Raw genomic sequence first — 22,167 nt, 5'->3', positions numbered from 1 at the left:
CCTGCCCGCCGTCCGGCGGGCAGGCCGTTTCACGGCGTCGGGCCGAACACCTCGGGGTGGCGGGCGAGCTCGACGCGGGTCCGCCGGATGTGCCCGCCGAGGTGCAGTTCCGCGTCGACGGCGTCGCGCCGTTCGATCGCGTCGAGGAGCAGGCGGTGCTCGGCGTTGACCACCCATCGCCGCCCGGATCCGCTCAGGCGCATGAACTCCCTGCGGTAGTGCTGGGTGGCGTTCCACAGCCGGACCACCATCGTGGAGAGCCACTCGACCCGGCATCCGGTGTACGTCAGCAGGTGGAACTCGCGGTCGAGGGCGAGGAACTCGGCGATGCCGGGGTTCGCCTCGATGCGGTCCTGGATCCGGCCGAGCCGGAGAAGGTCGTCATCCGTGAGATGCGGGAGGCTCTCGGCCAGCGCCAGCGGTTCGAGCCGCCGGCGCATCTCGTAGATCACCTGCACCTCGTGCGCGTCCAGACGGAGGACTCTGGCGCCCTTGTGGGCCCGCTGCTCGATGAGCCCTTCGGCCTCCAGGATCCGCAGCGCCTCCCGTACCGGCAGCCTGCTGGCGCCCAGGCGCGCGGCGACGTCCTCCTGCCGGATGCGCTCGCCGGGGGCGATCTCACCGCGGAGGATCGCCTCGCGCAGGTGGTCGGCGACGCGCCGGCTCACCGCGTCGCCGCGGGCGGCGTCGGCGGCCGGGCGTACCGGGTCGTTCATGAACGAGGCGGTCATCCGGCCGCTGTCCGCCGGTCGAAGGCCTTGCCCCCGGGGTAGGACACCAGCTCGAACTGCATGCCCCACGGGGCGAGGAAGTAGATCCAGCGCTGTCCCTCGCTGGGGCCGCGGCTGGTGGTCGGGCCGCTCAGGACCGTCACCCCCTGCTCCCGCAGGTAGGTGATCGCGGTGTCCAGGTCCTCGACGTACAGCGCGACGTGGTGCCCGCCGACGCTGCTGTTCCTCGGCACCGCGCGGTCCTGGTCGGGGGCGGTGTACTGGAAGACCTCGAAGATGGCCTGCTCGCCGCAGCGGAAGAAGTGCAGCCGCTCCATGACGGCGCGCGGGTGGACGTTGAGGTGCTCGGACATCCAGTCGCCTTCGTCCTGGTACGGGCCCAGCGAGTACATGTACTCGCAGCCGAGCACGTCGACGAGGAAGCGACGGGCCTGTTCGAGATCGGGGACCGTGAAGCCGATGTGGTCCACGCGGGTCAGCCCGGGGAGTCCAGCCTTCATCCTTGTGCTCCTCAAAGCGGAATGGATCCAAAACGAGCAGATTGCCGGTTAGTTCGCCTGGATTGTCCATCTCATATCTACAGATTGGATCCATGATGTGCAACACTGGAGCTCGGCAAACGATTGCACGGAGATGACATGACCCAGGATAACCGGCTCGAACCTGCGGCTCCGTGGGTGGAGGTGGTGGCCACCGACGCCGACTGGGACGCCGCCGACCCGGCGCTGCTCACGAACATGCTCAGCCACCTCGTCCTCATCCGGGCCTTCGAGGAATACGTCCTGGAGCTCGCGCGCGACGGGCTGATCCACGGGCCGGCGCACTCCAGCATCGGGCAGGAGGGCGGAGCCGTCGGCTCGGTCCTCGCCCTCACCTCGGCGGACACCGTCAACGGCTCACACCGCGGGCATCACCAGTTCCTGGCCAAGGTGCTCGCACACGTCGCGCCCAAGGGGATCGACCCCACCCTCGACCTCCCCGCCGAGGTGCGCGCCGTACTGCTCCGCGGCCTGGCCGAGATATGCGGCCTCGACCGGGGCTTCAGCCACGGCCGGGGCGGCTCCATGCACCTGCAGTGGAAGGAGGCCGGAGCGATCGGCACGAACGCCATCGTCGGCGGCGGCGTACCGCTCGCCGCCGGATCCGCGTGGGCGCACCGGCAGGCCGGGACCGACGCGGTGGCCGTGACGTACTTCGGCGACGGTGCGATCAACATCGGCTCCACGCTTGAGACCTTCAACCTGGCGGCCGCCTGGCGCCTGCCGCTGTGCTTCTTCGTGGAGAACAACCTGTACGCGGTCTCGACGCACGTGGCGGAGGTGACCGGCGAGCCGAGGCTGTCCGGCCGGGGGCCGGGCTTCGGGATCCCGAGCTGGAAGGTCGACGGCATGGACCCGCTGGCCGTCCACCTCACCATGCTGCGTGCGCTGACCCACCTGCGATCCGGCGGAGGGCCCGCACTGATCGAAGCCGACGTCTACCGCTACTTCCACCAGAACGGCCCGTTCCCCGGGAGCGCCTTCGGCTACCGCTCCAAGGAGGAGGAGAAGGCCTGGCGCGACCGGGATCCGATCAGGCGGGTCGCGTCCCACCTCACCCGCCGCGGCATCCTCACCGAGGAGCAGATCGAGGCGGCGACCGTCCGCGCCGCGAAACTCATGTCGAGCCTGGGGGAGGAGCTCCTCGAACCGTTGCCCGGCGGCAAGCCCGGGCAACGACGGATCAGGCCGCAGGAGTGGCCCGACCCCGCCTTCGCCGACGTCGGGGTGCGGGGCGACCTCAGCGAGTTCGCCGACGCGCCGATCGCGGACCGAGACTCCTTCTCCGGCGCGCTGGCCGAGCAGAGGTTCATCGACGCGGTCGCCGGGGTGATGGCCCGCCGGATGGAGACCGACGAGAGCGTCGTCGTGATGGGGGAGGACGTACACCGCCTCAACGGCGGCACCAACGGCGCCACCCGGGGACTGCCGGAGCGGTTCCCCGGACGTATCCTCGCGACACCGATCAGCGAGAACGCCTTCACCGGGCTCGGCGGCGGCATCGCGCTCGACGGCCGTTTCCTGCCCGTGGTCGAGTTCATGTACGCCGACTTCATGTGGGTCGCCGCCGACCAGCTCTTCAACCAGATCGGCAAGGCCAGGCACATGTTCGGCGGCGACGGCGACGTGCCGTTCGTGCTGCGCAGCAAGGTCGCGATGGGCACCGGCTACGGTTCCCAGCACTCCATGGACCCCGCGGGCGTCTTCGCGACCGCCCCCGGCTGGCGGATCGTCGCGCCCTCCACGCCGTTCGACTACGTCGGTCTGATGAACAGCGCCCTTCGCTGCAAGGACCCCGTGGTCGTGCTCGAACACGTGGACCTCTACACCTCGGTCGGGGAGGGACCGGTCGACGACCTGGACTACTGCATCCCGGTCGGCAAGGCCGCCGTACGGCGCGGCGGATCGAAGCTCACCGTCATCTCCTATCTGGCCATGACCAACCACGTGCTCAACGCGATCGACTCCCTCGGCGACGTCGACGCCGAGGTCATCGACCTGCGCTGGCTGGACCGGGCGAGCATCGACTGGGACACCATCGGCGCGAGCATCAAGAAGACGAACATGGCGCTCATCGCCGAACAGGGCCCCGTGGGCACCTCGTACGGCGGCTGGCTGGCGGACGAGATCAACCGCCGCTTCTTCGACTGGCTGGACCATCCGGTGGAGCGGGTGACGGGCGGCGAGGCGTCCCCGAGCATCTCCAAGGTCCTGGAGCGCGCGGCCATCGCCGGAAGCGAGGAAGTGGCCGCCAAACTCACCGAGATCGCGGGGTACTGACATGGCGAGACTGCTGCACATGCCGGAGGTGGCCGCGAGCGCGGCCGAGGCCGTCCTTGCGAGCTGGCCCGTCGCGGAGAACACCTCCTACGCCGCCCAGGACGTGATCGCCACCATCGAGACCGAGAAGGCCGTGGTGGACGTGGAGGCCGACAGCGACGGCGTCATCCTCAAGGCGCTGGTGCCCGAAGGCGCCCGTGTCGACGTGGGCGCGCCCATCGCGCTCATCGGCACGCCCGGGGAACAGGTGGCGGACCTCGGCGCCCTGCTGATCCGGCTCGGTGTGACGGCTCCCGGGCCACCGGACGCCGCCGCCCCGGACGCGGCGGCCGTCTCCCAGTCACCGGCCGGCGCCGTCCCGGAAGGCACCGTCCTGAAAGGCACCGGGCAGCGGATCTTCACCAGCCCGCTCGCCCGCCGGCTGGCCGCCGAGGCGGGCATCCCCATCGAGGAGATCACCGGCACGGGCCCGCACGGCCGGATCGTCCGAAGGGACGTCGAGGCGGCCGTCGCGGCCCGTCGGCCCCTCGACACACCGGAACCTCCCCGCCCCGCGGTGAGCGCGCCCGCCGCGTCACCGGCTCCAGCTCAGGAGCGGGCGTTCACCGAGGTCCCGCACACGCGCATGCGCCGTGCCATCGCCACGCGCACGGCGGAGAGCAAACGGTCCGTCCCGCACTTCTACCTGCGCGGCACGGCCCGGGCCGACGCCCTGCTGGAGCTGCGCCGCGGGCTCAACGACGACGGCCCGATCCGCGTCTCGGTCAACGACCTGGTGGTCAAGGCCGTGGCCCGTGCGCACACGCTGGTCCCGGCGATGAACGTGATCTGGACCGAGGACGCGGTGCGGTCCTTCTCCTCGGTGGACGTCTCGGTCGCGGTCGCCACCGAACGAGGGCTCGCCACACCTGTGGTGAGGTCGGCCGAACAGTTGAGCGTGTCGTCCATCTCCTCGACCCTGAGGGACTTCGCGGAGCGGGCGAAGAACGGCAGGCTCGGGCAGGCCGAGCTGGAGGGGGGCACGATCACGGTGTCCAACCTCGGGATGTACGGGACGGAAGAGTTCGCCGCGATCATCAACCCGCCGCAGTCGGCCATCCTCGCGGTCGGCGCCGCCCGCCGGGAGCCGGTGGTGGGGATGGACTCGATCGAGGTCGGGACGGTGATGAGGGTGACGCTGTCGGTCGACCACCGGCCCGTGGACGGAGCGGTCGCGGCCGAGTGGATGAAGGCGTTTCTCGCCCTGATCGAGAACCCGCTCCGCATCCTGGCCTGACGCCCGGACGACCCTGTCCGGGAGCCCGGCATCCCCGGGCTCCCGGCTTCCGGCGGCGGTCACAGACCGAACAGACCGGTGCCCGGAAGCGGCGGGGGAGCAGTGGAGTCGCGGATCATCAAGGTGACGGGCAGGGTCACCGTCGAGATCTCCCGCCCGGAATAGATCATGTCGAGGAGCAGCTCGGCGCCCCGCGCCCCCAGCTCGTACTTCGGCACCCGGACCGTGGTGAGGGCAGGCGACAGACGCTCGGCGAAGTCGATGTCGTTGAAGCCGACCACCGAGACCCGCTCGGGGCAGGGAATCCGGTTCTCCTTCAGCGCGTCGAGCGCGCCGAGCGCCAGCAGGTCGTTCCCGGCCACCACGGCCGTGAACGGGTTGCCGCGCTTGAGCAGCTCCCGTAGGCACCGGGTGCCGGCCGCGATGGTGTAGGCCTCCGCCCGCACCACCAGCTCGGAGCGGTGCTGCAGCCCGTACCGGTCCAGTGCCGCTTCGAACGCCTTCAGGCGGGCCTGTCCGGTGCTGGTGTCACCGGGGCCGGCCAGATGCGCGATGCGCTCGTGCCCCAGGGCCACCAGGTGTGCCATCACGTCGGCGATGCCCTGCGAATCGTCGGCGATCACGGCCGAGGCCCGGGCGTCGGCGCTGGTCCGGTTGATCACCACCACGGGGACGCCCTCCTCCGTGATCTCCTTCAGCGCCTGGTCGTCCAGCCGGGCGCTCGCGATCAGGAACCCGTCGACCTGCCGGCTGGTCAGCGCCGCGATCATCCTGCGCTCGCGCTGCGCGTCGTTGTCGGTGTTCGTGATCAGCGCCGTGTATCCGGCCTTCTCCAGGCTGTCCTCGACCCCCCGGACGATGCGCGGGAAGAGGGGGTTGGTGAGGTCGGGAATCAGCGCGCCAACGGTCTGGGTGCGCTGGGTGCGTAACGCGCGGCCGGTGATGTTCACCTCGTAGCCCAGCCGCTGCGCCACCTCGATGATGCGGGCCGCCGTCTCGGCGTTGACGCGTGACCGGGTGGCGGGATTGAGTGCCCGCGACACAGTGCCGACGTGCACGCCGGCTTCCAACGCCACGTCCGCCAACTTCGCCCCAGCCATGCTGCAAACGATAGCACTCCTAAGCAAACGATCTTGCCTCTTCGGGTCGTCCCGCCGGCCGGCTTCGCGACGCCGCCGGGGGTGGTGATCCGCTGGTGCGCGAGGCGGTGTCCGAAGGCTCGGTCGACCGCTGGCTCTTCGTCCGGTACGCCGATCCCGACCCGCACCTGCGGTTGCGCCTGCACGGCGATCCCGGACGCCTGATGGGCGAGGTGCTGCCCGCGCTGCTCGGCGCCGACGCCGCCTTCGCCCACCGGCTCGGCGCCCGCTACCGGCGGGAACGGGCGATGCTGGAGCCACTCCTCGCCTCGGCGGCGGATTCCCCGCCCGGGGCGGCGCCGTACCGGGCACGTTCCGAGGCGTTGCGCCCCATCTGCGATGACCTGACGGCCCGCGCGGCCGCCGACCGGCTCACCCGCCATCCGACGGCTCTCGCCGGCGCGCTGGTGTCCGATGTGGTGCCGGGCAGCCCCGCCGACAAGGCCGGGATCCGGCCCGGTGACGTCATCGTCTCGTTCAATGGCAAGACCATCACCAACGCCAGGGAGCAGAGCGCCGCCCGCATCGGAGTGCTGCGCGCGGGGGCCGCCGTCCCGGCGGCTACCGCAGGCCCGACGGCAGTGTGCGAAGCGTCGAGGTCACCCTGGTCGACGCGCTGTGATCAGCGCCGAAGGGACGGGCACCACCGAGGGGTGGTGCCCGTCGGGGGTCAGGCGGTGGCGAGGATCAGGGCGAAGTCGCCCGTCGGGTCGGTGTAGAGGTGGGCCGGGGTGAAGCCGGCCGCCTCCAGTTCCGCCATCAGCGGGCCTGGGCGGAACTTGGCGCTGATCTCGGTGCGGAGTTCCTCGTCCTGGTCGAATTCGACGTCGAGGTCGAGGGCGGTGACGCGGGCCCGCATCGGGCGGGTGGCGCGGAGCCGCATCTCGATCCAGTCGTCGCCCTCGTCGTAGATCGCGACGTGGTCGAAGGCGTCGGGGTCGAAGTCGGCGTTCAGTTCGCGGTTGAGCACGTGCAGCACGTTGCGGTTGAAGGCGGCCGTGATGCCGGCCGGGTCGTCGTAGGCGGCGATCAGCCGGTCGGTGTCCTTGACCAGGTCGGCGCCGAGGAGCAGGGACTCGCCGGGTTCGAGCGTGGCGCGCAGGCTCTTGAGGAAGACCTCGCGGGCGGCGGGTTCCAGGTTGCCGATGGTGCCGCCGAGGAAGGCGACCATGCGCCTGCCGGTGCGGGGCAGGAGGCCGAGGTGGCGTTCGAAGTCGGCGCACACGGCGTGGACCTCGACGCCGGGGTAGCGGGCGGCCAGCCGGTCGGCGGCCTCGCGCAGGGTCACGGCGTCGACGTCGACCGGCAGGTAGGCCCGGAGGCCGCGGGCGGCCAGCGCGTCGAGCAGCAGGACGGTCTTCTCGCTGGTGCCGGAGCCCAGTTCGACGAGCGTGTCGGCGCCGCTGCGCGCGGCGATGTCGGCCGCGTGCTCGCGCAGGATGGCCAGTTCACGGCGGGTCGGGTAGTACTCGGGCAGGCGGGTGATCTGCGAGAACAGGTCGCTGCCCACGGCGTCGTAGAACCATTTGGGCGGCAGCCACTTGGGGCGGGCGCCCAGCCCGGCGCGGACGTCGTGTTCCAGGGCCTGGCGCAGGTAGCCCGCGTCGAGGTGGTCGGTCAGGCGGACGTGGGAGCCGCCGCCGGTCGTCGAAGTCGTGGGTTCGGGCACGGAGCCTCCTGGGTCGGTGGGTCAGAAGGGCTGGACGCGGACGCCGCCGCCCGTCGCGAGGACGAGGTGGCGGTCGGGCACGGCCTGCCAGGCGGGCCGGTCGTCCAGCGGCTCGCTGGCGATCAGCACGCCGTCGTCGCCGGTGTCGAGGAAGAGCGTGTCTCCCCAGGTGGTGGCGGCGACGGCGGAGCCGTCGGTGGCGAGCAGGTTGAGGCGGGCCTCGGGGTCCTTGGTTCCGGCGTGCGTGACGACCTCGGTGAGCGCGTCGCCGAGCGGCACGCCGTCACGCAGGCGCGCGAAGACGGCGGCGGCCACCCACGCGGCGTCGCAGGTGCTCTCCGCCGAGTCGACGAGCGAGCGGACGGCCTCGCCGCGCACCCGCCCGTTGTGGCTGAGCAGCCACCGGCCGTCGGCGAACGGCGCGGTGGCGCTCTCCTCGACGGGCATGCCGACGGTGGCCGACCGGACGGCGGCCAGCAGGCAACCGGACCGGGCCGCCCCGGCCAGGCCGGGCAGGTTGGCGTCGGTCCAGATCGGGATCGTACGGCGGTAGCGCACCGGCCCCCCGGAGACCGGGTCGTACCAGCCCACCCCGAAACCGTCGGCGTTGATCATGCCGTGCCGCTGCATCCGGGGCGCGTACGACTGCCTGATCAGGCCGTACTCGGGCTCGCCGAGCAGCGTCGTAAGGCTGCGCGGAGGGCCCAGCCAGGCCGCGTGGCGGCACATCAGCCGGCCTCTTCCGGCGCGGCGGAGCGGGCGCAGCGGAAGCCGGTGAAGATCTGCCGCCTGATCGGGTAGTCCCAGTTGCGGAAGGTGGTGCGGACCGCCGCCGGGTCGGCGGCCCAGGAGCCGCCGCGCAGCACGCGGTAGTCGTCGCCGAAGAAGACCTCGCTGTACTCGCGGTAGGGGAAGCTGCGGAAGCCCGGGTAGCCGGTGAAGGACGAGCTCGTCCACTCCCACACCTCGCCGATCATCTGTTCCACGCCGTAGGCGCTGGCGCCCGCCGGGTAGGCGCCGAGCGGCGCGGGCCTGGCGGCGCGGTGGCCGAGGTTGGCCAGGCCGGGGGTCGGGTCGTCGTCGCCCCAGGGGTAACGCCTGGCCCGCCCGGCCACGGGATCCCAGCCGCACGCCTTCTCCCACTCGGCCTCGGTGGGCAGCCGCCCGCCCGCCCAGCGGGCGTAGGCGTCGGCTTCGTACCAGCTCACGTGCTGTACCGGTTCGTCGCCGGGAACCGGCTCGTTGCGGCCAAAGCGGTTGCGCCACCAGGCGCCGCCGTCGCGGGTCCAGAACAGCGGCGCGGTGATGTCGTGCTCGCGCCGCCACCGCCAGCCCGCCGGATGCCACCAGCGCTCGTCGTCGTAGCCGCCGTCGTCGATGAACGCGGTGTAGGCGGCGTTGCCCACCGGCAGCCGGTCGATGAAGAAGGCGGGCACGTCGACCGGATGGCCGGGGCGTTCGTTGTCGTAGGCCCAGGGGAGGGTGCTGGTGCCCATGGTGAACCGGCCGGCGGGGACCAGGACCTCGGCGGGGGCGTCGCGTCGCGGCGTGGCGGGCAGGACGCCCTCGCGGACCAGGCCGGGCCGTCCGGACAGTTGCAGGGTGGCCAGCATCGTCTCGTCGTGCTGGTGCTCGTGCTGGATGACCAGGCCGAAGACGAAACCGGCGTGGTGCAGCGGGTCGGGGGCGGTGAAGTCGAGCGAGTCGAGCACGTCGAGGGTGCGGCCGCGGACGCCCGAGATGTACTGCCTGGCCTCGCCGGGGCCGAGGATCGGCAGGGACGGCCGGTCTCTGCGGGGGTGTTTGAACGCGTCGTAGAGGTCGTCGATCTCGGGGCGCAGCGGCGTGATGCCGCCCGCCTCGCGCAGCACCCACAGTTCCTCGTAGTTGCCCACGTGCGCGAGGTCCCACACCAGTGGCGACATCAGCGCGGAGTGCTGGCGCACCAGCACGTCGTCGTCGGCCTCGGTGTAGGCCAGCGAACGGTCGCGCACCGCGACGAGCTGCGTCGCGATCCGCTCCTTCAGACGATCCGCGTCGAAGTCGTTGTTCATCGTCCTCCTCTTTCCTTTCGCGGGCCGGTCATGCGGGGACGGCGGCCCGTGCTCCGTCGAGCAGGTCGGTGGCCGGGGAGCGGCCGGGGGTGACGTGGCGGTCGGCGAATCCCGCCACCCGCGCGGTCAGCTCCGCGGAGGCGCCCAGCCTGGGCAGCGCCTCCAGGGCCGCGGTGAAACACGCCTCGGCGGCGGCCCGGATCTCCGGGTCGCCCAGCCCGTCGCGGGCCGCCCGGCGCCATTGGGCGCGGCACGGCTCCGCCGCGTCGAGGGCGATGTCGGCGGCCCGGTCGTCGGCGATCAGCGCGTGTGTCACCGCCACGCAGACCGGCCAGTCGGCGGCGTGCTGGGCGTCGAGGTAGCGGATCTCCAGCCAGCCCCTTGGCCGGACCGGCGGGAACACGGTGGTGGCGTGGCAGGCCAGGTCGGCGACCGTCGGCGGCGCGCCGGGGGAGGCCAGCCAGTCGGCGAAGGTCGAGCCGTCGGCGACGGCCTGCGGGCTGCCCCTGCGGAGCATGACCCTGGCGCCGAGCAGGTAGTCGGTCCATGCCCGGACCGGGTCGGCGCCCTCTGAGACGGGCGCGGTGCGGGTGTTGTCCAGGTGCTCCCACACCGCCTGGCGGCCGGACATCCACCCGCAGGGCCGCCCGCCGCTGAGCGGCGAGTTGGCGAACGCCGCCGTCAGCACCGGGCCCAGCCGGTGCGCGCGGTCCCAGCGGATCTCGGGACGCCTCCCGAGATCCAGGTTGACCTGCACGGACGCGGTGCTGCACATCATCAGCGCGCCGTAGGGCACGCCGAAGAACTCCGCCATCGCGTCGTAGCGCGGCTGGTGGAGCTGACGCCTGGCCTGGCGCACCGGGTCGAGCCCGACCTCGCCGAGCACCAGCCCGGCCTCGCCCAGGGCGGCCCTGGCGACCGCGACGTCGGCGCCGATCCGGCCGATCGCCTCGTGGAGTGTGCCCGGGGGGCCGGACAGCTCAAGCTGCCCGCCGGGCTCGAAGGTCACCCGGCTGCCGCCGGGCAGGACGGCGCCGCCGTGCGGCAGCGCCAGCGCGTCGGCCACGCGTGCGATCGGCACGTGCGAGCCGGTGTGCTCCCGGTCGAAGACCAGGAACTCCAACTCGACGCCGATCCGGCCGTCCTCAGTGCCGCCGTCGAAGCAGCGGTGTGCGAATTCCTCGACGTCGGAGGTGTCGTGGAGGGGTATGTCGTCGATAGCGGGAGCCGTCATGCCTTCCCCCTTCGCCCGGTGGTCACGGATCTACAGATCCGCGAACCCGCCCAGCGTTACAGGGGAAGGCGCGGGCGAATCAGCGTCGGCTCAGCGGCGGCGTGATTCGCGGAAGGCGGCGAGCAGCCGCCGCCGGGTACCGGGGGAGAGGTCTTGCCGGGGCGAGGAGGCGGAGAAGTCGTGCAGGGCGCCCACCGTGGCGCGGAACTGGATCAGGTAGCGCGCGCAGCCCTCGCATCCGGCGGTGTGGTCGTCGAAAGCGTGCCGGGTCTCGTCGCCGAGGTCGTCGTCGAGGTACGCGGTGACGCGTTCGACGACCTCCGCACAGCTTAACCGTTTCACGAAAGCGACCGCCTTACCCATCTACGTGTGAACCGCTTCATCTACGACTACCGTCTAATCGTTCCTAGACCAAACCGATTCGTTACCGCCGTATTACATCTAGCGTCTCATCGCGTCGAAGTAGTCTTCCAGTCGCCTGCGCACCGCCGTACGGGCCCGGTGGAGCAGCACCCGCTGGTTGGCGGAGGAGATCTCCAGGATCGAGCAGACCTCATCGGAGCTGCACCCTTCGACGTCACGCAGGATGATCACATTGCGCTGGCGCGCGGGCAGCGTGGCCAGCGCCGCCGCTATCTGGCCGCGGACCTCGGAGGCGAGGACCTCGCCCTCGGGGGCGGGCCAGGCGAGCGGGAAGTCCTTCCAGCTACCGGGGAAGGGGTCGTCGGGGCCCTGGAAGCGCCGGCCGTCGGGGGACGGCTCGCCGTCGCGCTCGAAGGCGCTGCTCCACGGCACGGTGCGGCTCTCCCGCGCCCCGCGCTTCTTGGCCGTGTTGACCAGGATCCGGTACACCCAGGTCTTGACCGAGGACCGGCCCTCGAACCCGTCGATCCCGCGGATCACCGCCAGCCAGGTGTCCTGGACGACCTCCTCGGCCGAGTCGCTGGTGGACACGTATGACCTGGCCAGCCGCAACATGCCGCGCGACCAGGTGTCCAGCAGCGCCGCGAACATCGTTTCGTCCCCGGCCCGCAAGGCAGCCGCGACGATGTCGTCCGGGGGCAACCCCACGATCTCTCCTCCCGGTCGGGACGTATGCAGCCATCATGACACTGCCGTCCGACATTTCCCCGGGCCGGTTCGGGGGATTCGAAGATCGGTGCGGGACTGACCAGGGGGTTGCGGGGTAGCCGGGAGAGGAGCGTCGAGGGATGGGGTGAGGACATGCACGGGCACGACGGCGCAGCCCGGGCGGAGCCGTACGAGCCGTATGACGAGACCGACCTACTGGGGCAGTATCTGCTCCAGATCGGCAGGACGCCCCTGCTGAGCGCGCAGCAGGAGGTGGAGCTGTCCCGGCGGATCGAGGCCGGTCTGTACGCCCGCCACCTGCTGGACGAGGGGGTGCCGGACGGGCCGCGCGCCGAGGAGCTGGAGTCGCTGGTCCGCGACGGCGAGGCCGCCAAGGACCACATGCTGCGCGCCAACCTGCGCCTGGTGGTCTCGACCGCCAAGAAGTACGGGCACCGGGGCTGGCCGATGCTGGACGTCATCCAGGAGGGCAACCTGGGCCTGATCAGGGCGGTGGAGAAGTTCGACTACGCGAAGGGCTTCAAGTTCTCCACCTACGCGATGTGGTGGATCCGCCAGGCCATCGAGCGGGGCCTCGCCGACAAGACCAGGACGGTGCGCCTGCCCGTGCACATCATGGACCGCCTGTCCAAGGTGCATCGGATGGAACGGCAGCTCCTGACCCGCCTGAACCGCGAGCCGACCGACCAGGAGGTGGCCAGGGCGTCGGGGCTGAGCCTGGAGGAACTCCTCGAACTCCGGCGCATCGGCCACGACACGGTCAGCCTGGACACCCCTGTGGGCGACGGCGAGGAGACCCGGGTGGGCGACCTGATCGCCGACACCGAGGTCGTGCCGGTCTCGGACCTCCTGGAGTACCAGGCGCTCGCCGAGGAACTGCGGGCACTGGTGGACACGCTGCCCGAACGCGAGGCGTTCATCGTCAGCCTGCGCTACGGGCTCACCGACGGCAAGACCCACACCTACCAGGAGATCGGCGAACGGCTGGGCCTGACCAGGGAGCGCATCCGGCAGCTCGAACGCCAGGCGCTCCGCTCGCTGCGCTCACCCGAACACGTCCAGCCACTGCTCGACTGGGCGAGCTGACCAGATGGGCTGGCCGGGCCGATCGGATGAGCCGAGGTCTTTGCCGGTCCTTTCGCATAGTCGCCGCGCCTCGGGTACTGGCCGGTAATGCCTCGAATAGCTGCGGAATCCCTGGTCGAGCGGCTCGCCGAGTGGGGAGTCGACACCGTGTTCGGCCTGCCGGGCGACGGCATCAACGGCATCATGGAGGGGCTGCGCCGGCAGCGCGACAAGGTGCGCTTCGTGCTCGTGCACCACGAGGAGGCCGCCGCCTTCATGGCCACCGGCTACGCGAAGTCCACCGGACGCCTCGGGGTGTGCCTGGCCACTTCGGGCCCCGGCGGGGTGCACCTGATGAACGGCCTCTACGACGCCAAGCTCGACCACGTCCCGGTGCTGGCGATCACCGGGATGCAGGAGACCGCAGTGCTGGGCACCGGCTACCAGCAGGAGGTCCATCTCGAACGGCTGTACGCCGACGTGGCCGAGTACAACGAGATGATCGTCAACCCGGTGCAGCTCCCGGCGCTCGTGGACGCCGCCGTGCGGCACGCCTTCGCCCGGCGCGGCGTCGCCCACCTGACCTTGCCCAACGACGTGCAGGTGGCCGACGCCGACGCCGATCCCTGGCGGAACGTCGCCCCGGCGCGGCCGCCGCAGTCCGCGCCCGTCTACCTGTCCCCGCCGGGGCGTCCCCGGCAGGAGGACCTGGAGCGGGCGGCGGCCGTGCTCAACTCCGCCGAGCGGCCCGCGCTCCTCGTCGGCGCGGGCGCGCTGCACGCGCGGGACGAGGTGCTGGCGGTGGCCGAGCGGATGGCGGCCCCGGTGATCAAGACGCTGCCCGGCAAGGCCGTGATCCCGGACGACTCGCCGTACACGACCGGTGGCATCGGGCTGCTCGGCACCAGGCCCAGCGAGGACCTGGTGGACGACGTGGACGTGCTGTTCATGGTGGGGACGAACTTCCCCTACACCAAGCATCTGCCCGAGCCGGGCAAGGCGCGGGTGGTGCAACTGGAGGCCGATCCCACCCGGGCGGGCGCGCGCGTCCCGACCGAGGTGCCGATGGTCGGCGACGCGAAGGAGGGGCTGCGGGCGCTGCTGCCACTGCTCGACGCCCGGCGCGACACCAGCCACCTGGCCAAATATCAGGAGAAGATGGATGCCTGGCAGTCGGACATGCGCGCCATGGAGTCGCCGGACCGCGACCCGGTCGCGCCGCAGTACCTCGTCTCCGTGCTCGACCGGCTCTGCGCCGACGACGCGATCCTGACCTGCGACAGCGGCACCGTGGCCACCTGGGCCGCGCGGCACTGGACGATCCGCGGCGGCCGGGAGTTCTACCTGTCGGGCAACCTGGCCAGCATGGCGCCGGGCCTGCCGTACGCGATCGCCATGCAGTACGCCTTCCCGGGCCGCCAAGTCGTCGCCTTCGTCGGCGACGGCGGGTTCGCCATGCTCATGGCCGAGTTCCTGACCGCCGCCCAGCACGGCCTGCCGGTCAAGGTGGTGGTGAACAACAACAACGCCCTCGGCCAGATCCTCTGGGAGCAGATGGTCCTCGGCTACCCGGAGCACGGCGTGCGCTTCGACGAGCCGTGGTCGGACTTCTCCGGCTGGGCGCGGTCCTGCCGGGGCTTCGGGGCGAAGATCGGCAAGGCCGCCGACGTCGAACGGGCGGTCGCGGAGGCGCTGGCCTTCGACGGCCCCGCCCTGGTGGACGTGGACGTCGATCCCGACGAGCCGCCGATGCCCGGCAAGGTGACCTACGAGCAGGCCAAGCGGTTCGCCCAGGCGTTCCTGAAGGGCCGGCCGCGCCGCGCGTCGATCGCCACGACCCTGTTCAAGGACCGCCTGCGCCGGCTCGGGGACTGACCCGCCGGAAATCCGGTGGCGGGCACCGCCGCCTCGCTGGCACCGTTTGCCGCGGGGGTCGGTCACGGCCGTCGTGCGCGGCGGCGACGCCCCACTGAAGGACCTGCGCGCCCCCGAACGCCTCACCCGGGTGCTGCGGGCCTGCCCGCGCCGAGCCGGGCGGAACTGCTCGCCTCCTCGGCGCGGGGTCAGGCTGACTTGTCGCGGCGCTCGCGCTCCAGGTCGAGCTGGTCGCGGGGCACCAGGGTGGGGTTGACGTTGTCGAGCACGGTGTCCCGGGTGACCACGACCCGCGCGACGTCGTCGCGGCTCGGCACCTCGTACATCACGTTGAGCAGGACCTCCTCGACGATGGCGCGGGTGGCCCTGGCACCCGTACGGCGCAGCAGGGCCTGGTCGGCGATCGCGCCGATCGCGTCCTCGGCGAACTCCAGCTCCACCCCGTCGAGCTCGAACAGCTTCTTGAACTGCTTGATCAGCGCGTTGCGCGGCTCGGTGAGGATGCGCATCAGCGCAGTGCGGTCGAGCGGCTGGAAGGTCGAGATCACCGGCAGCCGGCCGACCAGCTCGGGGATCAGCCCGAACTTCAGCAGGTCCTGCGGCATGACCCCGGCATAGGGATGGCCCTCGCGTTCCTGCCCGGCCCGCAGCGCGGCCCCGAACCCGGCGCCCTTGCGCCCGGAGCGCTGTTCGATGATCTGGTCGAGCCCGGCGAACGCGCCGCCCACGATGAACAGCACGTTGGCCGTGTCGATCTGGATGAACTCCTGGTTGGGGTGCTTGCGCCCGCCCTGCGGAGGCACCGAGGCGGTGGTGCCCTCCAGGATCTTGAGCAGCGCCTGCTGCACGCCCTCGCCGGAGACGTCGCGCGTGATCGACGGGTTCTCGCTCTTGCGGGCGATCTTGTCGATCTCGTCGATGTAGATGATGCCGGTCTCGGCCTTCTTGACGTCGTAGTCGGCCGCCTGGATGAGCTTGAGCAGGATGTTCTCGACGTCCTCGCCGACGTAGCCCGCCTCGGTCAGCGCCGTGGCGTCCACGATCGCGAACGGCACGTCGAGCATCCTGGCGAGGGTTTGGGCGAGGTAGGTCTTGCCGCAGCCGGTCGGCCCGATCAGCAGGATGTTGGACTTGCCGAGCTCCACCGGCTCCTCGCCGGAGGCGTCGCGGCGAGATCTGACGGCCCCGGCGCGGATGCGTTTGTAGTGGTTGTACACCGCGACCGACAGCGCCTTCTTGGCGTCGTCCTGGCCGACGACATAACCCTGCAGGAACTCGTAGATCTCCTTGGGCCGGGGCAGTTCGCGCAGGCCGGTGTCGGGAGACTCCTCAAGCTCCTCCTCGATGAGTTCGTTGCAGAGCTCGACGCATTCGTCACAGATGTAGACGCCACCCGGACCCGCGATGAGCTTGCGGACCTCTTTCTGGCTCTTCCCGCAGAACGTGCACTTCAGCAGGTCGCCGCGGTCACCTATGCGTGCCACTCGGAACGTCTCCTCTATGGGGGTCAGAGGTCACGGGTCGCGCCTGACGACGGCGGGTGCCCGAGTCGGGGGCGCGGTCCCCGCCTTCCGATGGTACGGCGAGCGCGGCTCCGGGGAAGCGACCCGGACGAATCGCGAGCGTCGTTTCGGTCCGCGCTCCGGCCTGGGGCGGGCCGGCACGGAATGGCGTGAGCGGGGGACGCCGCAGGTGACGGCCGCCTGGTTCGTCCTGCGCGTAACGCCGCATTCGGGCCTCCGCGGGTCTCTGGATGTCTGGATCAGATGATGCCATCATCTCGAACGTCCACGGTATGTTTTGCCGTGATATACGGCCACATCGGAATTAGGGAGGACGATGGCCCCGCTCAGCAGGGCCGAGACCCAGGAGCGAACCCGGGCCAGGGTGCTGGCGGCGGCCAGGGCGGAATTCGCCGAACGCGGCTTCAGGGAGGCGCGGATCGACGGCATCGCCGAGCGCGCCCGGCTGACCAGAGGCGCGGTCTACTCCAACTTCCCGGGCAAGCGGGCGCTCTACTTCACGGTGCTGGCCGATCTCGCCGAACGGGCCGCCGTCCCGGCCGCGCCCGCCGCCCCTGCCACGGTCGAGCGGGTCCTCGGCGCCCTCGCGCGCGCCTGGCTCGCCCGGCTGCCCCTGGTCAGCGACGACCGGCAGGAGACCAGGCTCGGCCTGGACCTGATCCCCGAGATCCTCGCCGACGCGCGCACCAGGAAGCCCTTCGCGCAGCTCATGAAGCTGGACGCGATCGTGCTCGGGCTCGCCCTGGAAAGCCTGCGGCCGCCCGGCGGGCCCGGCGGCCGGATGGTGCGGCTGGCCGAGGCCGCGCTCACCACCCTGCACGGCGCGAGCCAGATGGCCGCGGCGGCGCCGGGCTTCGCCGAGCCGTTCGACATCGTCGCCGCCGTCGAGCGGCTCGCCGGGATCGACCTCGGCGACCGGTGGCCGCCCAGGACCATGGTCCCGCCGGTCCTGGCGGTGCGGGAGGCGTGGCGCCCGCCGTCCGCCGACGACGTGCTCCGCGACCGCCCCGCGCGGCTCTCGGATGACGGCGTGGTCGCGTTCCTCGGGCTGCACCGGCTGTCGGCGGCCGAGGAGGCGGTGCGCGCCGCCGCGCCCGGGGCCGGGGTCACCGTGGTCACGGTCACCGGCGATCCGGGCGAACTGGCGCCGCTGGCCCGGCTGGTCCTCGTCTCCCTCCGGGAGCGCCTGCGCCGGGCGGTGCCCGCCAGGGCCTGGCCCGGACTCCAGATCGTGGTCGACGAGCGCGGTACGGTCGCCGCCGCCGCGGGGGTGCACGCGGTCAGCGACGCCACCGAGACCGCCGTCCGCGTCGAGGCGGGACGGATCGTGGCCAGGGCCGAGGGGACCGGGGCCTGTCACGCGGTGGCGTCCGTCACCGGCTGACTCGCACCGGGGAATGACGGGTCCGACGGCTCCGGCGAGTACGCCCGCGCCGATCACCGTAGATCTGCTTCATCACTCACCGAACGCGGCCGAGTTCGACGTCTGGCGCGACTACAGCAGGCGGCTGCGCGAGGACTGCCGCGCCCGTGCTGTCCAGCACGTGGGCGCGGATGCGGCCCGGGTACTGCTCGGCGTACTTCTGCCCCATGAGCGTGCCGTACGAGATGCCGTAGTACGTCCACCTACGAGGGCTGGGGACACGGTATCTACGGAGTCAGCGAGTGCACCACGGCGCCGATCGACCGTTACCCGCTCGCGCTGGCGCCGCCCAGGCACGGCACCAGGTGCGCGGCCGCAGCCGCCGCAGCCGCCGTCGGCCAGGAGCGCCCCGGACCGCAGGCCCGAACCGGCGCCCGCGCTGCTGCCCACCGTTTCGCGCTGGCGGCCCCCGCTTCGCTAGAAGCCCCGGAAGACGACCGATGAACCCGAAGGCGCGGGCCGCATCCGGCGGCCCGCGCCTTCGCGTGAAATCGCCCATATGAATTGGTGGCGTTCCTTTCGCATTGACGTCGCCGGCTCGGCCCTTTAGTATTGTGGTCACCAAGGACGACGACGGCAGGAGCCAGGCGATGAACGGGAAGGCGGAGGTCGAACCGACCCGCTGCACCTGTGCGCCGGATGCCTCGTCCTTCCGAGAGTCCTGTTGTCGCGCCTGACGAGCGCGTTCTTCTCTCTCCTCTTCGTTCACCCCCAGCCTGCGGACCGTTTTCCGCAGGCCCGTGAAAAGGTGCCCAAATAATGGCTGACACGTTTTCTGTTATTCACGGATTTCGCACGCTCATTTGTGACGCGGACGGGCCGGTAATTCGCGACGAGCGCTCGGCCACCGATGTGATGGGCGACGCTTTCGGCCGGCGGGCCGAGGTCGTGGTCGTTCCCGTCCAGCGGCTCACCGACGACTTCTTCGTGCTCCGCACCCGCGTGGCCGGCGAGATCGCCCAGAAGTTCACCAACTACCGGCTGCTGCTGGTGGTCGTGGGCGACATCGCCGGCCACCTCGCGGCCAGCGCGCCGTTGCGTGACTTCGTCCGCGAGACCAACCAGGGCGACCACCTGTGGTTCCTGGAGGACCTTGGGGCGGTGACCGAGCGCCTCGCCGTACGGCGGGCCGCCTGAGCCCGTCCCCGGCCGTGTGCCCGAGTGGTTGAGGGAACCGCCTGCAAAGCGGTGTACACCGGTTCGATTCCGGTCACGGCCTCTGATCGCCACCCACGTCGCCAGGTACTCGAGCAGCGCGACGAGGGCCTGCCGCGGGCTCCCGGCGTGGGTGGCCTCCAGCGGGGCGTCGAAACCGGCGAAACGGACCTGTTCCGAGGACGGCAGGCCGTCGTCGCGCGCGCATCCAGCGGACCGGCTCGCGATTGGCCGCCGACGCGCCGAACCCGTGGCTGAAGCCGCGCGCCATCACCTCGTCGAGGGTGCCCTTGCCCGAGGTGACGTAGTCGTCGACGGTCAGGCCCATCAGGCAGTCGCTCTCGATCGCGATCGCCCGCAGGCCCTCCTGCTCGACGAGCTGCCGGAAGAGGTCGTTGCGCAGGTCGAGCAGGAGGTCTTCGCCGTGGGTGGGCTCGCCCAGGGCGAGCAGGCGCGGCCGGGCCGGGAGCAGTCTCATGACGACGGCGGCCTCGACGGCATGGGCGGTGTCCTTGCAAACCAGGTCGCCGCCGGCGCCCGGACAGCCGGATTTCACCGCCGGAGGGGGGAGCGCCGCCCGGCGGATTTGTCGGTACGCCCCGTCACCATGATCCACATGACGACGACCACCCCCCGGGCACCAGAACCACGAGACTCCGCTCGCTCCTCTGATTCGTGGGACGAACCACCAGCTCAGCCCGCGTTCCGGGCATCGAAAACTGTCGGTGGCAGAAGAGATGATGAACATATGAGCGAAGCCCCCGCGATCACCGCACTCGCCGACGAGACCGCCTACGCCGAGGCCGTCCGGCTCGCACTTGATGCGTCGGCGGCCTACTACGGCGACGGCACCTCCACTCTCGACGACGACGCCTACGACCGGCTGGTGCGCGGCATCGCGGCCTACGAGGAGGCGCACCCCGACCAGGTGTCGGCCATCTCGCCCACCGGCAAGGTGGCCGGCGGCGCGGTGGTGGGCGACGTTCCGCACACCGTGCCCATGCTGTCGCTCGACAACGTCTTCGGCGCGGGCCAGCTCGCCGACTGGGCGGCCTCGCTGGAGCGCAGGCTGGGCAGGCCGGTCGAGGTGTGGAGCGTCGAGCCCAAGCTCGACGGCCTGGCGGTGTCCGCGCGCTACCGCAGGGGACGGCTGGCCCAGCTCGTCACCAGGGGCGACGGCCTCGCGGGCGAAGACGTCTCGCACGCGATCGGCACCATCGCCGGGCTGCCCGGCGAGCTGGCCGAGCCGCTCACGGTCGAGGTGCGCGGCGAGGTGATGATGACCACCGAGCAGTTCGAGGCCGCGTGCGCCAAACGCGCAGCGCACGACGGCACCACCTTCGCCAACCCGCGCAGCGCCGCGGCGGGCACCCTGCGCGCCCAGGACCGGCCCTACGTCTGCGAGATGACCTTCTTCGCGTACGGCGTGCTGCCCCCGCCCGCCGAGGAGTCGGAGTTCGCCTCCACGCTGCGCGGTCTCCCGCACAGCGAGGCGATGCGGTGGGTCGCCGCCCAGGGCGTGCAGACCACCGCCGCCACCCCGGTCGCCGGAGTCGTCGCCGCCACCCTCGACGAGGTCGTCGTGCGGGTCGAGCACATCGCCGGAGCCCGCGCCGGGCTGGCCTTCGCGATCGACGGCATCGTGGTCCGCTGCGACCTGCCCGCCGACCAGGCGCAGGCGGGGTTCAGCTCACGGGCCCCGCGCTGGGCCGTCGCCTACAAGCTCCCCGCCACCGAGAAGATCACCAAGCTGCTCGCCGTCGAGTGGAACACCGGCCGCACCGGCGTCATCGCGCCCCGGGCCGTGCTCGAACCGGTCGAGCTCGACGGCAGCCTGGTCACCTACGCCACCCTGCACAACGTCGCCGACATCGCCCGCCGCGGCCTGATGCTGGGCGACAGCGTGGTGGTCTACAAGGCGGGCGACGTGATCCCCCGGGTCGAGGCGCCGGTCGTGCACCTGCGCACCGGCGAGGAGCGGCCGATCGAGATCCCCGAGGTCTGCCCGTCCTGCGGCGACGCGATCGACGCCTCCCAGGAGCGGTGGCGCTGCGTGCGGGGCCGCGAGTGCCGGGCGATCGCCTCGATCGGCTACGCGGTCGGCCGCGACACGCTCGACATCGCGGGCCTGGCCGAGAGCCGGATCAAGCAGATGCTCGACACCGGCCTGATCGCCGACTTCGGCGACCTGTTCTACCTCACCAAGGAGCAGTTGCTGGGCCTGGAGCGGATGGGCGAGGTCAGCACCGCCAACCTGCTGGCCGCCATCGAGGAGGCCAAGTCCAAGCCGCTCAGCCGGGTGCTGTGCGCGCTCGGGGTGCGCGGCACCGGCCGCTCGATGAGCAGGCGGATGGCCCAGTACTTCGGCACGATGGACGCGCTGCGCGCGGCCGACGCCGAGGCGATCCAGGAGGTCGAGGGGCTGGGGCCGGAGAAGGCACCGGTCGTGGTGGCCGAACTGGCCGAGCTGGGGCCGCTCATCGACAAGCTGGTGCGGGCCGGGGTCAACATGACCGAGCCCGGTATCACCCCCCGCCCGGAGCGGGCGGCCGAGGCTGACGCGGAGCGCGAATCCGGCACCGAGACCGAGGTCGAGGCCGAAGAGGCGGCGCCTCCCCTGGCGGGCAAGTCCGTCGTGGTCACCGGGGCGATGAGCGGGCCGCTCGCCACCTACTCGCGCAATGAGATGAACGAGCTGGTCGAGCGCGCCGGCGGCCGGGCCTCGTCCAGCGTGTCGGCCCGCACCGACTTCCTGGTCGCCGGTGAGAAGGCGGGCTCCAAGCGGACGAAGGCCGAGAGCCTGGGCGTGCGGATCCTCACCCCTGAGGAGTTCGCCGGCCTGCTGGCCGACCTGCTGTGAGGGTCACGAATCCGGCCCGGCACGCTTCGAGCTGCGCGGCGAATTGTCGCCGAAGGTGCCGTTGTGCTCGGTGTAGAGGGCCAGGGCGAGGGTGAACAGTGTCCACAGGGCCAGGGCCGCGAGCGCGCCGAAGGCGAGCCAGGTGTGCCCGGGCTGCCTACGCCTGGGGGAGGCCCGGAACAGCGCGGTGAAGCCGGTGATCATGCAGACGCCGGAGGTCAGCGCCAGGACGGCGGCCCTGGTGTACTTGCG

General features: G+C 71.6%; 19 protein-coding genes, 1 tRNA gene and 1 pseudogene. 9 read left to right on the top strand and 12 right to left on the bottom strand.

Going from position 1 to position 22,167, the window contains the following annotated elements:
- Nucleotides 1-29: 29 nt before the first annotated feature.
- The gene (locus P3X83_RS05890; protein ID WP_277303830.1) at nt 30-731 is read right to left on the bottom strand and encodes a GntR family transcriptional regulator; all 702 of its coding nucleotides are present in this window, start codon (nt 729-731) and stop codon (nt 30-32) included.
- On the bottom strand, nt 728-1,231 hold the full coding sequence (locus tag P3X83_RS05885; RefSeq protein ID WP_277303829.1) for a VOC family protein: 504 nt from the start codon (nt 1,229-1,231) through the stop codon (nt 728-730). Before P3X83_RS05885 ends, P3X83_RS05890 begins: the two co-directional genes overlap by 4 nt.
- A gap of 138 nt (nt 1,232-1,369) precedes the next feature.
- Between P3X83_RS05885 and P3X83_RS05880 the strand changes: the two genes are divergently transcribed.
- The gene (locus P3X83_RS05880) at nt 1,370-3,550 is read left to right on the top strand and encodes an alpha-ketoacid dehydrogenase subunit alpha/beta (RefSeq protein WP_277303828.1); all 2,181 of its coding nucleotides are present in this window, start codon (nt 1,370-1,372) and stop codon (nt 3,548-3,550) included.
- Nucleotide 3,551: 1 nt separating this feature from the next.
- A complete protein-coding gene (locus tag P3X83_RS05875; protein WP_277303827.1) occupies nt 3,552-4,826 on the top strand; it encodes a 2-oxo acid dehydrogenase subunit E2 in 1,275 nt (424 codons plus the stop codon).
- A 59-nt stretch (nt 4,827-4,885) separates the two neighbouring features.
- On the opposite strand, the gene P3X83_RS05870 is transcribed toward P3X83_RS05875, so the two are convergent.
- Nucleotides 4,886-5,926 carry a LacI family DNA-binding transcriptional regulator gene (locus P3X83_RS05870; protein WP_277303826.1) on the bottom strand — a complete coding sequence of 347 codons (1,041 nt, stop codon included), beginning with the start codon at nt 5,924-5,926 and terminating at the stop codon, nt 4,886-4,888.
- A gap of 95 nt (nt 5,927-6,021) precedes the next feature.
- On the opposite strand from P3X83_RS05870, the gene P3X83_RS05865 reads away from it, so the two are divergent.
- Nucleotides 6,022-6,684 carry a PDZ domain-containing protein gene (locus P3X83_RS05865; RefSeq protein ID WP_277303825.1) on the top strand — a complete coding sequence of 221 codons (663 nt, stop codon included), beginning with the start codon at nt 6,022-6,024 and terminating at the stop codon, nt 6,682-6,684.
- Here P3X83_RS05865 and egtD read toward each other — a convergent pair.
- The 6 genes from egtD to P3X83_RS05835 all read right to left on the bottom strand — a co-directional run bounded on the left by egtD (nt 6,636) and on the right by P3X83_RS05835 (nt 11,993).
- Entirely contained in the window at nt 6,636-7,586 is a 951-nt protein-coding gene (gene egtD, locus P3X83_RS05860; RefSeq protein WP_277304111.1) for an L-histidine N(alpha)-methyltransferase, read from the bottom strand. The genes P3X83_RS05865 and egtD overlap by 49 nt on opposite strands.
- Nucleotides 7,587-7,655: 69 nt before the next feature.
- Nucleotides 7,656-8,363: an ergothioneine biosynthesis protein EgtC gene (egtC, locus tag P3X83_RS05855; protein ID WP_277303824.1), complete on the bottom strand. Its 708-nt coding sequence runs from the start codon at nt 8,361-8,363 to the stop codon at nt 7,656-7,658.
- Nucleotides 8,363-9,688 carry an ergothioneine biosynthesis protein EgtB gene (gene egtB / locus P3X83_RS05850; RefSeq protein ID WP_277303823.1) on the bottom strand — a complete coding sequence of 442 codons (1,326 nt, stop codon included), beginning with the start codon at nt 9,686-9,688 and terminating at the stop codon, nt 8,363-8,365. Before egtB ends, egtC begins: the two co-directional genes overlap by 1 nt.
- Before the next feature lie 28 nt (nt 9,689-9,716).
- A complete protein-coding gene (gene egtA / locus P3X83_RS05845; RefSeq protein ID WP_277303822.1) occupies nt 9,717-10,922 on the bottom strand; it encodes an ergothioneine biosynthesis glutamate--cysteine ligase EgtA in 1,206 nt (401 codons plus the stop codon).
- 90 nt (nt 10,923-11,012) lie between these two features.
- Nucleotides 11,013-11,264 (bottom strand): zf-HC2 domain-containing protein, encoded by a 252-nt coding sequence (locus P3X83_RS05840; protein ID WP_277303821.1) that lies wholly within the window; start codon nt 11,262-11,264, stop codon nt 11,013-11,015.
- Between the two features lie 99 nt (nt 11,265-11,363).
- Nucleotides 11,364-11,993 (bottom strand): sigma-70 family RNA polymerase sigma factor, encoded by a 630-nt coding sequence (locus tag P3X83_RS05835; RefSeq protein ID WP_277303820.1) that lies wholly within the window; start codon nt 11,991-11,993, stop codon nt 11,364-11,366.
- Between the two features lie 153 nt (nt 11,994-12,146).
- Here P3X83_RS05835 and P3X83_RS05830 point away from each other — a divergent pair, with 153 nt between their 5' ends.
- Nucleotides 12,147-13,100: a sigma-70 family RNA polymerase sigma factor gene (locus P3X83_RS05830; RefSeq protein WP_277303819.1), complete on the top strand. Its 954-nt coding sequence runs from the start codon at nt 12,147-12,149 to the stop codon at nt 13,098-13,100.
- Between the two features lie 87 nt (nt 13,101-13,187).
- The gene (locus P3X83_RS05825; protein ID WP_277303818.1) at nt 13,188-14,954 is read left to right on the top strand and encodes a thiamine pyrophosphate-binding protein; all 1,767 of its coding nucleotides are present in this window, start codon (nt 13,188-13,190) and stop codon (nt 14,952-14,954) included.
- A 188-nt stretch (nt 14,955-15,142) separates the two neighbouring features.
- Here the strand turns inward: P3X83_RS05825 and clpX are convergent, their stop codons facing one another.
- A complete protein-coding gene (gene clpX, locus P3X83_RS05820; protein WP_277303817.1) occupies nt 15,143-16,438 on the bottom strand; it encodes an ATP-dependent Clp protease ATP-binding subunit ClpX in 1,296 nt (431 codons plus the stop codon).
- Between the two features lie 355 nt (nt 16,439-16,793).
- Here clpX and P3X83_RS05815 point away from each other — a divergent pair, with 355 nt between their 5' ends.
- The 3 genes from P3X83_RS05815 to P3X83_RS05800 all read left to right on the top strand — a co-directional run bounded on the left by P3X83_RS05815 (nt 16,794) and on the right by P3X83_RS05800 (nt 19,119).
- Nucleotides 16,794-17,861 carry a TetR/AcrR family transcriptional regulator gene (locus tag P3X83_RS05815; protein WP_277303816.1) on the top strand — a complete coding sequence of 356 codons (1,068 nt, stop codon included), beginning with the start codon at nt 16,794-16,796 and terminating at the stop codon, nt 17,859-17,861.
- A gap of 798 nt (nt 17,862-18,659) precedes the next feature.
- Nucleotides 18,660-19,037: a DUF4180 domain-containing protein gene (locus P3X83_RS05805; RefSeq protein ID WP_277303815.1), complete on the top strand. Its 378-nt coding sequence runs from the start codon at nt 18,660-18,662 to the stop codon at nt 19,035-19,037.
- 10 nt (nt 19,038-19,047) lie between these two features.
- Nucleotides 19,048-19,119, top strand: a tRNA-Cys gene (locus P3X83_RS05800).
- 8 nt (nt 19,120-19,127) lie between these two features.
- Here the strand turns inward: P3X83_RS05800 and P3X83_RS05795 are convergent.
- Nucleotides 19,128-19,533 (bottom strand): annotated as a pseudogene (locus P3X83_RS05795) (erythromycin esterase family protein); the annotation flags it as partial.
- Between the two features lie 270 nt (nt 19,534-19,803).
- Here P3X83_RS05795 and ligA point away from each other — a divergent pair.
- Nucleotides 19,804-21,915 carry an NAD-dependent DNA ligase LigA gene (gene ligA, locus P3X83_RS05790; protein WP_277303814.1) on the top strand — a complete coding sequence of 704 codons (2,112 nt, stop codon included), beginning with the start codon at nt 19,804-19,806 and terminating at the stop codon, nt 21,913-21,915.
- Nucleotides 21,916-21,918: 3 nt separating this feature from the next.
- On the opposite strand, the gene P3X83_RS05785 is transcribed toward ligA, so the two are convergent.
- On the bottom strand, nt 21,919-22,119 hold the full coding sequence (locus P3X83_RS05785) for a hypothetical protein (RefSeq protein ID WP_277303813.1): 201 nt from the start codon (nt 22,117-22,119) through the stop codon (nt 21,919-21,921).
- Between the last annotated feature and the right edge of the window lie 48 nt (nt 22,120-22,167).

Origin of the sequence: Spongiactinospora sp. TRM90649 (genome assembly GCF_029382225.1) — a bacterium.
Classification (GTDB): Bacteria; Actinomycetota; Actinomycetes; order Streptosporangiales; family Streptosporangiaceae; genus Spongiactinospora.
The sequence above is the reverse complement of the archived record's forward strand: the minus strand, read 5'-3'. Positions and strand labels throughout refer to the sequence as shown.

Coding starts and splice junctions, on each gene's coding strand:
- P3X83_RS05830 (WP_277303819.1), top strand. CDS start 12,147: ATGCACGGGCACGACGGCGCAGCCCGGGCGGAGCCGTACGAGCCGTAT.
- P3X83_RS05815 (WP_277303816.1), top strand. CDS start 16,794: ATGGCCCCGCTCAGCAGGGCCGAGACCCAGGAGCGAACCCGGGCCAGG.
- P3X83_RS05825 (WP_277303818.1), top strand. CDS start 13,188: ATGCCTCGAATAGCTGCGGAATCCCTGGTCGAGCGGCTCGCCGAGTGG.
- P3X83_RS05875 (WP_277303827.1), top strand. CDS start 3,552: ATGGCGAGACTGCTGCACATGCCGGAGGTGGCCGCGAGCGCGGCCGAG.
- P3X83_RS05805 (WP_277303815.1), top strand. CDS start 18,660: ATGGCTGACACGTTTTCTGTTATTCACGGATTTCGCACGCTCATTTGT.
- egtC (WP_277303824.1), bottom strand. CDS start 8,363: ATGTGCCGCCACGCGGCCTGGCTGGGCCCTCCGCGCAGCCTTACGACG.
- egtA (WP_277303822.1), bottom strand. CDS start 10,922: ATGACGGCTCCCGCTATCGACGACATACCCCTCCACGACACCTCCGAC.
- ligA (WP_277303814.1), top strand. CDS start 19,804: ATGAGCGAAGCCCCCGCGATCACCGCACTCGCCGACGAGACCGCCTAC.
- P3X83_RS05870 (WP_277303826.1), bottom strand. CDS start 5,926: ATGGCTGGGGCGAAGTTGGCGGACGTGGCGTTGGAAGCCGGCGTGCAC.
- P3X83_RS05885 (WP_277303829.1), bottom strand. CDS start 1,231: ATGAAGGCTGGACTCCCCGGGCTGACCCGCGTGGACCACATCGGCTTC.
- P3X83_RS05880 (WP_277303828.1), top strand. CDS start 1,370: ATGACCCAGGATAACCGGCTCGAACCTGCGGCTCCGTGGGTGGAGGTG.
- egtB (WP_277303823.1), bottom strand. CDS start 9,688: ATGAACAACGACTTCGACGCGGATCGTCTGAAGGAGCGGATCGCGACG.
- P3X83_RS05890 (WP_277303830.1), bottom strand. CDS start 731: ATGACCGCCTCGTTCATGAACGACCCGGTACGCCCGGCCGCCGACGCC.
- P3X83_RS05785 (WP_277303813.1), bottom strand. CDS start 22,119: ATGATCACCGGCTTCACCGCGCTGTTCCGGGCCTCCCCCAGGCGTAGG.